The following is a 14,601-nucleotide window of genomic DNA, read 5'->3' on the forward strand; positions in this document are numbered from 1 at the left end:
ATTATTGCGCTATGCGCATGGAGGTTTCATTCTTATGGAACAAGGTACTGTTAAATGGTTCAACGCTGATAAAGGTTACGGCTTCATCACTTTGGAAAACGGCTCAGACGTTTTCGTTCACTTCTCTGCTATCAACAGTGAAGGCTTCAAGACTCTTGAAGAAGGCCAACACGTATCCCTTGATGTAGAACAAGGCGACCGTGGCCCACAAGCTGCTAACGTTACGGTAGTTGACTAATTTACATTAGCCTAAATCGTGCTTAGTAAAAACCACTGACTTCGGTTGGTGGTTTTTTTGCGGTCATTTTTATCGAGTAGGCGTCCAGGCGGCCGGTTAAATGTCCAATTTTCTGTCGGTATTGGTTAGTGAGCACCACCAATCAGTTGGCTTATCAAGTGACAAACGAATTAGTTGTGCTGGGAACTAATTCCGGGTATGATGAAAGCAAATAATGAAGGTGGTGCTTTTAATGAGTGCAGAAAAGGTATTTACCCAAGCAGAATTAGCGAAGTTTAACGGACAAGACGGGCAACCCGCTTACGTGGCCATTGCCGGCGTCGTTTATGATGTCACGGGCGTTGACGCCTGGGCCGGTGGCAAGCACCACGGCAACCTGCCCGGCCAAGAACTGACTAGTGTGATCGATGGCAAGTCGCCACATGGCCGCAAGGTGTTGAAGAACTTACCAGTTGTTGGTCAGTATCAAGACTAAAGATTAAAATGAGTTTTTGAAACGGTTTGAATTGCGTATTTGACAATATGGTGATTTAAACTTTTAGTGAAGCCAGTCTCGTTGAAGCGAATTTGCGACAATTCTGGGGTAAAAAGTAAGGATTCAAAATCTGAAAACAGATTTTGAATCCTTACTTTTACTTAACGCCGGAGAAGGAAAAGCAACACGCGAGTGATGTGCGCAAACGTTGGCAGTCACAAGATGCTAATGACTAGAATGGGTCTTCAATTTGGTGAATAAGATTTAAAGCATTAAGAAAAGGAATTTGACTATGAAAACAGGCTATGTTGATTCGATTATCGAAAAACGAATGAAAGATGAAAGTACTAAGGCTGATATGTTAAATGAGAAAGCTAAACTGGATTTAGCGGTTAGTTTGATGAAGGCAAGAGAGCATGCCAAACTAACGCAAAAGCAGCTGGCGGAGTTGGCTGGAACGAGTCAAAACGCAATTAGTCGTGTGGAAAACGGAAATGGTAATCTCTCATTAAAAACGTTAACACGAATTGCGGATGCATTAGATCAGCCATTGGCTATTCGATTTGGAAACTAATAAATTCTGGGGATTAAGGTTATTAGTGTTATGTAGTTAAACCGCAAGAAAGCAATACAAAAGGACTTCCACAAATTTGTGAAAGTCCTTTTGTAGCTACCTGTTTTCCTAGGATAGCTTGTCCATGTTGTTTGGCGTTCAGATGTTTTTGCATGGTTCCACGGAAAAAATATTGATGTACTGCCATTTTGAACCTATGTAAAAGTACATAGAAGCCTACTCTATGTCGCAAGAGAGATTCGAACCCTCGACCTACGGTTTAGAAGACCGTTGCTCTATCCAGCTGAGCTATTGCGACAAAATCCCATAACTTCTTAATTATAGAGAAGCGAGCGGGTCGTGTCAATCACTGTTCTGTCCGGTTAGTTGACAGGGGGCGGTGGTTCCAGTAAAGTTAGGCTAAACTAGTCAAGGAGGGTTTCTCGTGGGTGTTGTCCATATCGTTGCCGAAGTCATTGTGTTCTTCGCTGCCATTTTATTAATTTATTATTTCTTTCAAATCACGCAAGTCCTCGGTGACCGCAAGAAAAATATCCGTTACTTAATCATTTCTGCCGTTGTGTTGTTCATTGCCTATCCCGTCTCCAATCTATCCGGGAAGAAGACCGTGAACCCGTCGACACAGATTTCTGATCAGGTGCGTAAGGTCCAAAAGAAGCATCAACAGAAAAAAGAATCCGAGAAAAAAGAGTCACAACAGAAATCATCTAGCAACTCAGCTGATCAGTCGGATAGTAAATAATCTGATAAATAGTAGAGGAGCTGGGGGTTCATCAGGGAACTAACAGTCGTTCAGTGTTGAATTATCAAGAAATTCTAATTTTTAAGCGTGACCACTTGCAATATTCCTGTAACATTAGGATAATATATTTGTAACCTAATGTTGACGGGGGGAATTCTTATGCATGCAGTAGCGATCATTTTACTGATTTTAGTCATTGCCGGAGTGGGTCAATTGTACCTGAATAATCTGGCGGCTTTTCGGAAGAAGAGTAAGCATTTGGCCACGCGCAGTAAATTCCACGACGACAGCAATCGTCGGTTAAGTTAAGAATTAGGGTCGTCCAGTCGATTGGCTGGGCGTTTTTCTTTGGGACGCAAACGAGCCTAGGACAGACCTCCCAGGCTCGTTTGCGTTATCTTTACATAGCAAAACCGGCTAATCACCCTTTGGCCCACGCTCTTGATACACTTAATACAGTTGAATATCGCCGCCATCGACCATCAACGTTTGCCCGGTCATGTAAGCACTGGCGCTGCTGGCTAAGAACAGGGCCACGGCGCCGATGTCGTGTTCGGGGTCGCCCAGCCGGTGGAGCGGAATGCTGTTGACCAGCTGATCGTATTGCTGTGGTGCGGCCTGGTGCCATTGCTTGACGCCGTCCGTTTCAGCGATGGGCGAGATGATGTTCAGGCGAATGCCATCAGCGGCCCACTCATGTGCAACCACCCGGGTCAATCCGCGGATGGCCTCCTTGGCGGCAGCGTAGGCGGCTTGCGTTTGTTGACCTCGAATGCCGGCGCCGGAAGCGAAGTTGATGACGCAACCGTGCGTGGCCTTGAGTTGGTCATGCGCCAGCAACATCAGGTGTCGCGTGGGCGCGAAGCTAGTATTAAAGGACAGCGCAAAGTCGTCATCCGTCAGGCTGGTAAATGGTTTTTGCTTCGACGCGTGGGCGTTGTTGATTAAGACGTCCAGCTTGCCAAAGGTAGCCACGGCGGTGTCGATAATCTGGCGGTCATTTTCGACCTGGGAAATATCCAGATTCAACGTTTCAATTGTGCCAAATTGCGCAAGCTTCTGGGCTGCCGCCTGTAAGTGGTCTTCGTTGACGTCGACGATCAAGACCTGCGCGCCCGCCTTGACGAAAGCCGTGGCCATGCCCAGGCCGATACCGCCAGCGCCACCGGTGATAATCACACTTTTACCTTGTACGTCCCATTGTATTGCCATAATGAATCCCTCCTGATATCGGTTAATCATTTTACCAGCAAGCAATTATACACGTTATCGGCAATTTTGTAACCGTTTTCACAAAAAGGTCACAAACTAACTGGGCGTTCAGATCCGTTGCCCGGCGGTTTTGTGATAGAGTAGTTTTAGAGAACATAAGTAAAGGAGCTGAGGCCATGACGACCCTGGTATTGGTTTCCCATCCACACCTGGCCGACTCAACCAGCCAACAATTTTTAAAGGCGAGTTTGCCAACGAACGCGGACATCGTTTGGGAACACATTGAAAGTCAAGCACACCTGGATATTGAAAAGGAACAAGCGCAACTGCGGCAAGCTGACCGCATCATTTTACAATTTCCCTTGTATTGGTACGCGGCACCCGCGGGCTTAAAGCAGTGGGAAGACACTGTTTTGACGCGGACCTTCGTTTACGGCGACCACCGTTACCCGTTGGCCGACAAGGAGCTGGGCATCGTGGTCACCACGGGGATGCCGGCCAAGGCCTTTCAGCGCGGGGGTGCCGAGGGACTGACGCTAGATGCCGCGTTGGCACCGTTAGCCGCCGTGGCGCACCGGGCGAAAATGACTTGGCTGCCGACGTTTGCGATTCACCAATTCGCCTACCTGGAGGAACCGGAGAAGCTCCAATTGGTCGTGGATTACCAGCGTTACCTAACGCAGACCCAACCGGATAGTTTGCAGTCACGTCAGACCTGGTTTGCCCAAAAATTGCCGGGGATGATCGACCAACTACCGCCGGAACAACAGGCCACGGGACGCTTGATTGAAGCCGAGTTCGCCCAGCAACAAGACGATCTCGACGCACTGGCGGATACCTTGTCTTTGATTAAGGAGCGAGACGATGACTGAGCAATCGCAATGGTTACAACTGCAAATTGACAAGCTGGCGGAACAACAGGCCAAGTTCACCGACCGGGCGTTTTGGCTGGCACTCAAGGAAATGGTCCGCGAACAAGACCGGCGCAACGACCAGCTCAGCGGCGAAGTCGACGGCCGCACCTGGCGTCCGGACAAGTGGTAGCCGCCTGAGCGACGATGGCAAATGGCAGTTGACCTGGGCCAAGCTGGCCGCTGATTGTTTGTCAACAGGCCACAGGTTTCGCTTAACACGACTAAACAGTTAACCGCCCACCCGCTTCGGGCTTACGAAAGCAACTAAAAAAGAGGCCAACTGCGGCCTCTAAGTCATCTTTAATTGTAGGAACGGTCCTGGGCCGCCCAGTGGTTGATGGGCCCAAACTTGTGGCCGACTTCAATGGGGTGGCCAATGGCCGTGTTGACGAATTGCTTGGCGATTTCAATCGCTTGTTTCATCGGAGTGCCCTTGGCCAGTTCGGCCGTGATGCAAGCGGATAGGGAGTCGCCAGTGCCGTTGACCCGGTCCGTTTGGTGGTAGGGTTCGCTGAGCCAGAAACCTTCGCCCGATGCCAACAGAATGTAGTCACGGACGGTCGTCTGCTGGTTATCGGCGTGGCTGCCCTTGGCAACGACGTTTTTGGCGCCCATGGCCTGCATCTTCTTGGCGGCCATGATCATGTCGTCATCGTTGTGAATGGTCATTTCGGCAATCTTTTGGACTTCATAAAAGTTCGGTGTCAGGACCGTCGCCAACGGAATCAATTTGGTTCGCAGCGTGTTGAAGGCACTTTCCTCTAACAGCTGATTGCCGTGCTTGGTCATGATGACCGGGTCGACCACCAGGGGGCCGAAGTCGGCGGCTTGATAGTTTTTGACCACGTCTTCGATGAGCTCGGAATCCGCGAGCATCCCTGTTTTAGCGGCACGGATGTGGTAGTCGTCTGCCAGGTCAGCAAACTCCTGGTCGATGAAATCGGTGGGCATTGGCACGCTGGCGTGAATGCCATACGAGTTGCCGGCCACACACGCGGTCATCACGGATGCGCCGTAAACTCCGCGGGCGAAAAAGGTGTGTAGGTCGGCCTGCATCCCGGCACTGCCATCGCTGTCGGAACCGGCAATCGTTAAGGCTTGTGGATATGAATTTATCATTATTTGATCGGACCTCCATGACTTGACTTGATTGCATTCAGCATACCATGGAACCGATGAAAATAGCTATTGAAAAGGCGCGGAAAGTTTGCTCAAAATGAAAAGGGGTGTGGGGCGCATGACTACAGGGGGCAAAGCGGTTTTAGGGTGGAGTCTCGGCGGCGTGGCGGCTAGTTGGGTCGCCATCGCCGGGGCGTTTGACCAATTGTATACGTTAATTCCCAACGAACCGCTGACTTTAGCGCTCGGATTGACGCTAACTGTGATAAGCTTATATGGGTTGGTGCGCTCGGCACGCCGGGGACCGCAGTGGGGCCTGGTACCGGCGACGGTGGCAAGTATTGCCGTCGTTGCGGGCATCGTCACGGACGGGTCCTTGCTAGCGCTGGGCTTGACCATCTCAGGATTTTATTGAAAATCGCGACTAGGAGGATTAGCGTGCATGTTAATTAAACAAGGGCACATCGAAAATGCAAAGCAGCCACAAGATATTCGGATTGAAAATGGTCAATTCACGGCCATTGCCGATCATTTAACGCCACAGGACAATGAACAGGTGATTGATGCAACGGATAAATTGATCTTACCACCATTCGTTGACCCGCACGTTCATTTGGACAGTACCATGACGGCCGGCGACCCCGAATGGAACCAGTCCGGGACGCTATTTGACGGGATCCGGATCTGGTCAGAACGCAAGAAGACGTTGAGTATCGAAGACGTCAAGACCCGTTCCCGGCAAGCGCTGGAACGCCAAGCCGCTAACGGGATCCAGTTCGTCCGTTCACACGTGGACGTGACCGATCCTAATTTGACGGCGCTCAAGGCGTTGATCGAGGTGCGCGACGAGGTCAAGGACTTTATCGAACTCCAATTGGTCGCCTTTCCGCAAGAGGGAATCTTGTCGTTCCCTCACGGTAAGGAATTGATGGAACAGGCCGCTAAGTTAGGTGTCGACGTCATCGGGGCCATTCCGCATTTCGAATTCACCCGTGAATACAGCGTGGAATCCCTGCATTTCGCCGTTGACTTGGCCCAAAAGTACGGCAAGCTGGTCGACGCCCACTGTGACGAAATCGATGACCCAGCTTCTCGCGGCCTGGAAACGTTGGCCACACTGGCCTTAGAGACCGGGTTGGGCGACCAAGTGACTGCCAGCCACACCACGGCGATGGGCTCTTACAACAACGCCTATGCCTACAAATTGATGCGCCTCTTACAAATGTCTCACATCAACATGATTTCTAACCCACTGATCAACACCCACTTGGGCGGGCGTTTTGACACCTACCCGAAGCGTCGGGGCTTGACGCGGGTCAAGGAATTAAACGCCGCCGGGGTCAACGTGGCCTTTGGGGAAGACGACATCAAGGACCCGTGGTACCCAATGGGGGATGGCAACATGTTAGATTCCCTGCACATGGGCATTCACGTGACGCAAATGATGGGGTACGATGACATCATGAACTCGTATCAATTCGTCACGACTCACGGGGCCAAGGCCATGCACGTGACCGATCACTACGGCATTGCAGTGGGCAAGCCCGCTAACCTAGTCGTCATGAACAACGACAACTTCTACAACGCGCTGAACCAACGCTCCGAAGTGCTGTACTCGATTCACCACGGCAAGGTCATCGTCAAGACCGACCCGAAGCAGGTTCACCTGGATCTGTAGATTTAAACACCATCACGCTTAGCAGACTGCCGCACCTTGGCCAGTCTGCTTTTTTAGGTTGTGCAAACCAGTCGCCTGCGTCCGCCGCACAACGCGTACTGGCCGCCTGCCGTTCGCCAAATATGGGTTGGAACGCTGGGGACGGGCCGAGCCAAAAGTTGGTCTAGATACCTCGCTTTGAGCCGAAGATCACGTCTCAAAGACGCCAGTTCCCTAAGCGGCCCAAACCACCGCTAAGGGAACTCCACGGTTGAACCCATATTTGGCGAACTCTCGGCTAAGGTAGTACTTGCCAGCAACGATTGGCTCATTGGTAGCAGCTGGCTTGTCTACTGGCGCCGACCAACACGGTGTGGTTGATAGATGTCAACTTGCCGGAACCCCTGGCGGACGCAGGCGGCTGGTTTCACCTAGGAAACCATTGCAGGACGCAAAAAAACGCCGGTCACTGCGGGAGTGGCGGCGTTGACATTACTTCTTGGTGTGCTTAACTTTTTTAACGGCCGAGACGTGCGCTGGTTTGGCAGCGGCGGCCGGCTTTTTCTTTTCGTGGTGTTGGGCCCGCAGCTGTTCCTTCAAGGCCTCAATCTCATCGGTGTGCTTGGTCTTCCATTCCTGATAGGAACTGGTCGAGTCCGTGTCGTTGGGCTTCAGGCCGGTGTTCAACCAGAAACAAGCTTCAGAGAGGCTGGGAAAGTTGTGGATCCACAGCGTCTGGCCATTGTCGGAATCAAACGCCACGTAGGAGCGGAAGTGCTTCTTCAAAAACGTATGGCGCCGAATCTTAAAGGCTTCTCGCTTACGAGTCAACCGGTAGTCTGGTAAGATGTATTGACCGGAGGCGGCTAGCTCTGGAAAACGTTCATCGCGTTGGTCACGCTGGTCTTTCAGCATGGCACGGGCTTGGTCGACGGTTATAATGGTCGCACGGATCGGATTCTTCATGAAAAACGAAAACCCCCTCAAAAATTTAGAAAATGCAGGAAAAAACGGTGTTCTCCGGTCATTATTTCACACCTTCTAGACTAGCATAATCTAAAAGTTATGGAAACAATTTAACCTTATAAATTCGGGATTTTCCGGATACTTAATTTTTTCGCAAAAAAAATGGACGCGAGCCCACTGGCAATGGCGCCGGATTCATAAATTTGGTAATGGCGGATTTTAAAAAATCCGGGAAAAAGTATGGTAAACTAGGGCGAGTTTGAGAAATAATTAAACCAATTTATGGGCGAAAAGCCAACCGGGAATGTCGCGAATGGTCAACAGAATTGGCCATCTCCCCAATGACGAAATGATGGTTGGGAACGTCCAGGCGCCTCGAATTAGGCGCTGAGGAATTGGTGAGCCCGTCAGCGTCGTTGGCTCACAGCGAGGCGACACTGGCCCTGGACTAACCGCGTTTCCATCCCATATTGGGCGGCCAATTTCCACCAAGTCGCTGACACCCAACTGATGATTAAAGCGTTACGCAGAAAACATGAAAGCAGGAACGAAGATGGCACAAAAATACTATGCGGTCCGCAAAGGCAAACAGCCGGGCATCTACCGGACCTGGCCGGAAACGCAACGGCAAGTCAACGGTTATTCCGGCGCACAATACAAGAGTTTTACCACTGAAGCCGCGGCTCAAGCATTTATGCAGGGGCAAGCAAGCAACCAATCGAGCGCTCACGGCAAGGCCCAGGCCAAGGCAACGGCGCGTCCCGCGGCGACCAGCCAGGCGACGATTACCGTCTACACCGATGGCGGGTCTCGCAACACGGGCAACGTCGCCGGCGGGCACGTCAGAGACGCGGACAAGGCTGCTTGGGCCTACCGCATTGAGTTGCCCGACCGCGTGGAGACTGGGTCGGCTGGTGAATTTGGTGCGACCAACAACCGCATGGAAATCATGGCGTTTCGCAATGCCTTGCAGCACCTGGTCGACTTGGGGCAGACCCGGGAGAGCATCTTATTCGTGCTGGATTCGCAGTACGTCTTGAATGCCGTGACCAAGGGCTGGCTGGCCGGGTGGAAACGCCGCGGCTGGAAGCGCAGTGCCGGTCCACTGGTCAACGCGGAACTTTGGCAGGACGTGGACCGCTTATTGCCACAATTTGCCGACCTCCAGTACCGCTGGACCAAGGGCCACGCCACCAACCAGGGGAACGTCTTCGTCGATCATTTGCTCAATCAAACGATGGACCACATGACCAAATCTGGAGTGACGCCGACACCAAAAGCCGTGACGACCACTCCAGCAGCGCCCAAACCTAAGCCTACCAAGGCTCAGACGGCCCAACCGCAACGCGAGATGACCCATCGATCGACCGCCGAGTCGGTGGCTGACATTGCGCGGAGCCTGCGCGACCTACCGTTTACAGATGATTAAGGGTATAATGCTAGCTAGAGGGATTGTAGACGTAATCTAATTGGGAGAACCAGCACCCAAGGATTTAGGGGCTAGCCTAAGTCCAGCAAATATTAAGGATTGAATGGGGTACCGATGATGCAAGCAAAGTTAATTCCGTATCTGGAGTTTGAAAATGCCAAAGAGGCGATCGATTATTATCAGAGCGTCTTTGGCGCTACGAATGCTTACCGTGTCAGCCCAACCGTGGACGAGGCCGAACGTTTCGGCTTGGATCCCGCGGTTGACCTGGAAAAAATGACCATGCGCGGGGGCTTTCAAATCATGGGGTTGGATATTCAGTGCGCGGATGCCTTGATGGGGCAACCGACGTCGTCCACCTTGATTTCACTGATGTTGGCAGTCGATGAGGACGACAGCGCCAGCGTCAAGGCGTTAGACGCGCTGTACCAACGGCTGATCAAGTCAGACGTTAAGGTGATCAGTCCCTTTGCCAAACAATCACTGGGCGGCAAAATGGGGCAGATCGTGGATGCATACGGCATCACCTGGATTCTCAGCGAGCAGTCATTGCCCGCCCACCCCAGCGAAGCCACCACAGAAGCTTAATTCTGACTGGGTAACACTCGTGTAAAATGGTCGCCGTCAGTGGGGCCGTAGCAGGAGCCAATCATGCAACTTTAATCAGTAATGGGGGAGTCGGAAAGAAAATTTCCGGCTCTTTTTTATGGCCGAGTCACGACTTTCTACTGTGAAGGGCGACTCTTTTGCTGATGAACTTGCACAACTCAAGGTGATGGCTACCAGACTGCGGTGGTGGGCAAATCAACAGCAGTCGTTGCTGATAACCGCTATCGTAGCCGAGAGTTCGCCAAATATGGGTTCAGCCGTGGGAGTTCCCTTAGCGGCGTGGGTCATGCCGCTTAGGGAACTGGCGTCTTTGAGACGCGAACTTCGGCTCAAAGCGAGGCCGAGACCGCTTCCCAGGCTCGGTCCGGTCCGCCCACCGCGTTCCAACCCATATTTGGCGAACGGTAGGCGGCCAGTAACCGCCGCATCGACTACCGACCTTTTGTCGCCCCGTTACCAACAGTGGTATCATAAAACCAAGAGGAGTGATTGATAACATCATGACAACAGAACGAGAAAAAATGACAGCCGGGCAACCCTACCAACAATTTGACCAGGAACTGATCGACCGGCGCATCTTGGCCCGCAAGTCCTTACAGGCGGCAAACCAACTGACGGATAACCGGGCCCGCAACGCCGCCTACAAGAAATTGCTGGCGGATACCGGCGATGATTTCTTCGTTGAAGCCAGTTTCATGTTCGATTACGGCTGGAACATTCACATCGGTGACCACTTCTATGGCAACTACGATATGACCTTTTTGGACACCTGTCCCATCACGATTGGCAGTCACTGCTACTTCGGCCCCAACATCGGCCTGTACACGCCGGTCCACCCGTTGAATGCCATGGCACGCAGCAATGACGTGGAAATGGGCGCCCCCATCACCATTGGCGATAATGCTTGGTTGGGCGGTCGTGTGACCATCTTACCGGGGGTCACGTTGGGCAACAACGTGGTCGTCGGTGCGGGGTCCGTGGTGACCAAGTCCTTTGGCGACAACGTGGTGATTGCCGGGAATCCGGCGCGCGTGATCAAGGAAATTGACAATAGCGCGACTGGCGACGCGGCGGCTCGGGCCAAATGGCCGGATCAACTGGGAAAATAACCCCCGGTTTAGGCCCTAATTCTAAATTCTAATCAAATTCTTAGATTACTAACATGACGTGGCTTGTAACCGGTTTATTTTAGACAGAAAAAACTTATCGTCCAGCAAGATTTTACTAATTTAAATGACCGCGTATAATAGATTTTGGATATCGCTTTAAGAAGATTTTCGAAAGCAATTTGTATTTAACGGTAGCGCGCTGTACAGGTAGCTCGGATAACGACCCTGGAAACGCGCTTTTTTCGTACAATCTAATTGAAGCACCATCCGCTGGAGGCTTGGCCTGCAGGAAACAAATGAGGAGGATTATTTATTTTAGCGCGTAAAAATATTGATAAGTTAGTATTCGTACCAACCATCGTTTTATTTATACTCGCGTCATTGCTATTTATTTTAGGCGGTGGCCAGTTACAGGCCACGCTCAGTTCATTGTTGAACTGGATTGATACTCGCATGTCATGGGCCTATTTGATGGTGTACGTCGTCAACTTTTTATTTTTTATGTATCTGGCATTCGGTAAGTTTGGTAAGGTAAAATTAGGTGACCCCGAAGACAAGCCCCACTACAGCAACTTCCAGTGGGGGAGCATGGTCTTCGCAACGGCCATCGACGCCAGCATCTTGATGCTGTCCATCGTCGATCCGCTGCGTTACGTCCAACACCCGGCGTTTGGCTTTAAGCCATTTTCTAGCAACGCCTATGGGGCAGCTCACATGTTGGGGCAGTTCAACTGGGGGCCCATGGCCTGGATGATGTTTGCGCCCGCGACGATTGCGATTGCGTACGTGCTTTACGTGAAGCACGCTAAGGTCCAACGCGTCAGCGCAGCCATCACCAGCCTGCAAGGCGACAGCCGCGGCAAGGTGATTGCCCGGCACGTCGTTGACTTCCTGGTCGTCTTTGGCATTATGGGCGGCATTGGGTCGTCCGTTGGGATGGAAATTCCAATCATTTCCAAAGTCTTGAGCCGGCTTACGGGTGTGCAAGATAACTTGATGCTAAAGATCGAGCTCTTCATCATCCTGTTTATTTTATTTGCAGTCACGGTTTTCCATGGGTTAAATGGCGGTATCAACCGCTTGAGTTCCGCCCACATTTGGACGGCGCTGGGTCTCTTAGCCATTATTTTAATTATTGGCCCGACCGTGTACATTTTGAATTCGGAAACGAACAGTCTGGGGTTGATGGCCCAGAAATTTATTTCGATGTCGACCAACACCTTGCCTAACGGTGGGGACAGTACCGCTCAGCAGGAAACCATTTTCTACTGGGGCTGGTGGCTGTCTTACATGCCCGTGATGGGGCTGTTTATCGCCCGTATCTCTAAGGGCCGGACGATTCGTCAGGTCTTAGTCGGGATGCTGACGTACGGGGCCTTGGGGTGCATGAGTTTCTACGCCATCTTTGGCGGGTACTCCTTGTGGCTCCAACGGACCGGGGCCGTTAACTTGGTCCACATCTTAAATACGCAAGGCCAAGCCGCCGTGGTGGCCACGGTGATTGCGACGTTGCCGTTTAAGATGATCGTCTTGGCTTTGTACTGTATCTCTTGTTTCATCTTCTTGGCCACGACGATTTCGTCGTCCGCCTTCATCGTGTCGTCCTTTACGAGTCTGCACCTGGATGATGGGCAAGAACCCAGTCGCTGGAACCGGATGATCTGGGTCATCGTCTTCATCATCTTCTCCTTTGGGATCGTGATGGTCGGGGGCTTCAAGACTGTGCAAACTGTCTCGACGATTGCCGGATTCCCGCTGATGTTCGTCTGCATCTTATTGTTGCATTCCATCTGGCACATGCTGGCGGCCAAACCCAAGCCAGCACCGGTGGTCGTTCCACAACCCGTTGTGGTTCGGCGCATCACCGTCGAATTACCGCGTGCCGTCCGGGGACCAATGATCTTGTCACCAGACCACGCAAACTAATAAATTGAACTTGATTGAGGCTGGGACCGCGTGTCCTGGCCTTTTTATTTGGGTAAAAAATGGATGTCGAAAGGTTAAGCTTTTTCTTAAGATAGCGCGGGGCGGGGTGACTAATGCCATCTGAATTTCGTTAGTAGAAGTATAGGGGTAGTCAAATAACCGGCCATTAAAACAGTCAACTTTTGAAATGTTTTTGTCATATTATCTTGCAATTAGTTTAAGGGAGGTGCAATATAAGAAGTGTAATAATTCGATTTTATTGGGATACTGATGATTAGGAAGAATTGGCGACCAGGCTGATGCGTGCGGGGATATTCGTGAATCAAGGGATGTCACGGATGAATTCATGTGAATAAAAGAGCAATCTTGACTGACCCCATCTAGGCAAATCCGTGAGGGTGGTCGTGTCAGTAAATTCAGTGAACTATCAGTCAATTGTCGGTTACCAGGGGGTCGAAACACTATTTTAGTAGGGGGCTCAACAGATGAGCAACGGGAGAACAAAGGTAAACAGCCATAATAGTCTTCACGTAAAAAAAATGTACAAAGTCGCTAAACTACGGACTGCTAACGGGAACGGTCTTACTGAGCGTTAGTCTAGGAATGACGTCGGCCAAGGCTGCCACGGGTGATGAGCCTGATCTCGCATCGGCGCAAAACGCGGCATCACTTACCCAGCAGGCAGCTGCTCAACCAACGAACAGCGTAGCTTTGGGCAAGAACAAGCCGGCTACCGCAACGCCAGTGAGTCAGCCGAAGACGCCAGCGCAACCGGACAATCCGGACCAGCAACCAGCCGATTCAAAGCCGGATGCGGCTCCTGAAACCCAGCAGCCTGAGACGGTAGCACCCCAACAGGACACCGATGAAGCACAGGACGCAACGCGCAATGATGAACCAACCGACGCCACAGCTCCGCTCATTACTGACGAAAAGGCGACGGAGTCCTCGGCTAACGATCCGACCACGCAGACCGATTATGCCGGTGCGACGCCGATTGCGAAGAACCCCAAGGCGGTGACGCCCGATGGCACTCAGAAGTTGGCAGGTAAGTACGCGTTCATTCCGAAGTTCAACGGGAGTGGCACGACGACGGTGTCGGTGATTGGAACGGAGAAACCTGTGACCAAGAAACATACGATTGCCGCAGACTTGACCACGGCGACCAAGGGCGCAGTGGGATTTAAGTACACGAACGTGGGCTTTGATGCCGCGGGCCACAGTCTGGACATGAACATTCTCTATACAGATTGGGGCCGGCTATCGGAAACGGATCCCGCGTACGTGGAAACGTACACCACGATGATCTATTCCAACTTTCGGGGGGCCGGTTGGGGTGATGTGACGTATCAATTCGTCCGCAGCGATTCCGGAGCCGCCGAAAACGTGACGGGGCTCTTGACGCTGACCGATATCGACGGCAACCAAACCGTCGGCATCACGGATAGCCAATGGGCCAACATTGATAACGTCTACATTCCCGAGGGGCCGGACCCGCTGAGTGGGCAGACGGACAACTGGCTCCGCTATACGGAAAACAATGGCTACTTGACGCTGGTGTCGCCAGACTCGGGGAATACACCGTCTGATGGTCAGTATTCCATGTTGACGTTTACCTATACGAATCAGAG

Annotated in this window: 17 protein-coding genes and 1 tRNA gene; 14 read left to right on the forward strand and 4 right to left on the reverse strand. The window is 51.7% G+C overall.

The genetic code is table 11. From position 1 onward, the window contains the following. Window positions 1-34: 34 nt before the first annotated feature. From LKH74_RS04940 to LKH74_RS04950, 3 genes are all read left to right on the forward strand, one after another. On the forward strand, window positions 35-238 hold the full coding sequence (locus LKH74_RS04940) for a cold-shock protein (protein WP_024746588.1): 204 nt from the start codon (window positions 35-37) through the stop codon (window positions 236-238). A gap of 232 nt (window positions 239-470) precedes the next feature. Beyond that, window positions 471-713 carry a cytochrome b5 domain-containing protein gene (locus tag LKH74_RS04945; protein ID WP_287788490.1) on the forward strand — a complete coding sequence of 81 codons (243 nt, stop codon included), beginning with the start codon at window positions 471-473 and terminating at the stop codon, window positions 711-713. Window positions 714-1,005: 292 nt separating this feature from the next. After that, window positions 1,006-1,287: a helix-turn-helix domain-containing protein gene (locus LKH74_RS04950; RefSeq protein WP_287788492.1), complete on the forward strand. Its 282-nt coding sequence runs from the start codon at window positions 1,006-1,008 to the stop codon at window positions 1,285-1,287. Window positions 1,288-1,511: 224 nt separating this feature from the next. Here LKH74_RS04950 and LKH74_RS04955 read toward each other — a convergent pair. Next, window positions 1,512-1,585, reverse strand: a tRNA-Arg gene (locus LKH74_RS04955). Between the two features lie 126 nt (window positions 1,586-1,711). Here LKH74_RS04955 and LKH74_RS04960 point away from each other — a divergent pair. Further along, entirely contained in the window at window positions 1,712-2,029 is a 318-nt protein-coding gene (locus LKH74_RS04960; protein WP_125575019.1) for a hypothetical protein, read from the forward strand. 159 nt (window positions 2,030-2,188) lie between these two features. Continuing rightward, window positions 2,189-2,338 (forward strand): hypothetical protein, encoded by a 150-nt coding sequence (locus LKH74_RS04965; RefSeq protein ID WP_164505564.1) that lies wholly within the window; start codon window positions 2,189-2,191, stop codon window positions 2,336-2,338. A gap of 141 nt (window positions 2,339-2,479) precedes the next feature. Here the strand turns inward: LKH74_RS04965 and LKH74_RS04970 are convergent, their stop codons facing one another. Continuing rightward, complete coding sequence (locus LKH74_RS04970; RefSeq protein ID WP_287788494.1) at window positions 2,480-3,241, reverse strand: SDR family NAD(P)-dependent oxidoreductase; 762 nt, start codon at window positions 3,239-3,241, stop codon at window positions 2,480-2,482. Window positions 3,242-3,417: 176 nt separating this feature from the next. On the opposite strand from LKH74_RS04970, the gene LKH74_RS04975 reads away from it, so the two are divergent. Both LKH74_RS04975 and LKH74_RS04980 read left to right on the forward strand, forming a co-directional pair. After that, window positions 3,418-4,113: an NAD(P)H-dependent oxidoreductase gene (locus LKH74_RS04975; protein WP_135366884.1), complete on the forward strand. Its 696-nt coding sequence runs from the start codon at window positions 3,418-3,420 to the stop codon at window positions 4,111-4,113. Beyond that, on the forward strand, window positions 4,106-4,285 hold the full coding sequence (locus tag LKH74_RS04980; RefSeq protein WP_135366883.1) for a hypothetical protein: 180 nt from the start codon (window positions 4,106-4,108) through the stop codon (window positions 4,283-4,285). The genes LKH74_RS04975 and LKH74_RS04980 overlap by 8 nt, the downstream gene beginning before the upstream one ends. A 170-nt stretch (window positions 4,286-4,455) precedes the next feature. Here LKH74_RS04980 and thiD read toward each other — a convergent pair whose 3' ends face one another. Then, window positions 4,456-5,274: a bifunctional hydroxymethylpyrimidine kinase/phosphomethylpyrimidine kinase gene (gene thiD / locus LKH74_RS04985; RefSeq protein ID WP_135366882.1), complete on the reverse strand. Its 819-nt coding sequence runs from the start codon at window positions 5,272-5,274 to the stop codon at window positions 4,456-4,458. A gap of 118 nt (window positions 5,275-5,392) precedes the next feature. On the opposite strand from thiD, the gene LKH74_RS04990 reads away from it, so the two are divergent. Beyond that, entirely contained in the window at window positions 5,393-5,689 is a 297-nt protein-coding gene (locus LKH74_RS04990; protein WP_287788496.1) for a hypothetical protein, read from the forward strand. A 27-nt stretch (window positions 5,690-5,716) separates the two neighbouring features. Then, on the forward strand, window positions 5,717-6,952 hold the full coding sequence (gene codA / locus LKH74_RS04995) for a cytosine deaminase (protein ID WP_135366880.1): 1,236 nt from the start codon (window positions 5,717-5,719) through the stop codon (window positions 6,950-6,952). Between the two features lie 471 nt (window positions 6,953-7,423). Here the strand turns inward: codA and LKH74_RS05000 are convergent, their stop codons facing one another. Continuing rightward, window positions 7,424-7,897 carry a hypothetical protein gene (locus LKH74_RS05000; protein ID WP_287788497.1) on the reverse strand — a complete coding sequence of 158 codons (474 nt, stop codon included), beginning with the start codon at window positions 7,895-7,897 and terminating at the stop codon, window positions 7,424-7,426. Window positions 7,898-8,450: 553 nt separating this feature from the next. On the opposite strand from LKH74_RS05000, the gene LKH74_RS05005 reads away from it, so the two are divergent. The 5 genes from LKH74_RS05005 to LKH74_RS05025 form a co-directional block, all read left to right on the forward strand. Continuing rightward, window positions 8,451-9,326: a ribonuclease H family protein gene (locus tag LKH74_RS05005; RefSeq protein ID WP_287788498.1), complete on the forward strand. Its 876-nt coding sequence runs from the start codon at window positions 8,451-8,453 to the stop codon at window positions 9,324-9,326. A 117-nt stretch (window positions 9,327-9,443) separates the two neighbouring features. After that, window positions 9,444-9,914: a VOC family protein gene (locus LKH74_RS05010; RefSeq protein ID WP_135366877.1), complete on the forward strand. Its 471-nt coding sequence runs from the start codon at window positions 9,444-9,446 to the stop codon at window positions 9,912-9,914. Window positions 9,915-10,432: 518 nt separating this feature from the next. Then, window positions 10,433-11,044: a sugar O-acetyltransferase gene (locus tag LKH74_RS05015; RefSeq protein WP_135367056.1), complete on the forward strand. Its 612-nt coding sequence runs from the start codon at window positions 10,433-10,435 to the stop codon at window positions 11,042-11,044. A 312-nt stretch (window positions 11,045-11,356) separates the two neighbouring features. Beyond that, complete coding sequence (locus LKH74_RS05020) at window positions 11,357-12,970, forward strand: BCCT family transporter (protein WP_434737648.1); 1,614 nt, start codon at window positions 11,357-11,359, stop codon at window positions 12,968-12,970. A gap of 603 nt (window positions 12,971-13,573) precedes the next feature. Next, window positions 13,574-14,601: hypothetical protein (locus LKH74_RS05025; protein WP_287788499.1), on the forward strand; the 1,028-nt coding region annotated here is incomplete at its 3' end.

It is taken from the genome of Levilactobacillus sp. (assembly GCF_022646225.1).
In the GTDB taxonomy this organism is placed as follows: Bacteria; Bacillota; Bacilli; order Lactobacillales; family Lactobacillaceae; genus Levilactobacillus; species Levilactobacillus suantsaiihabitans.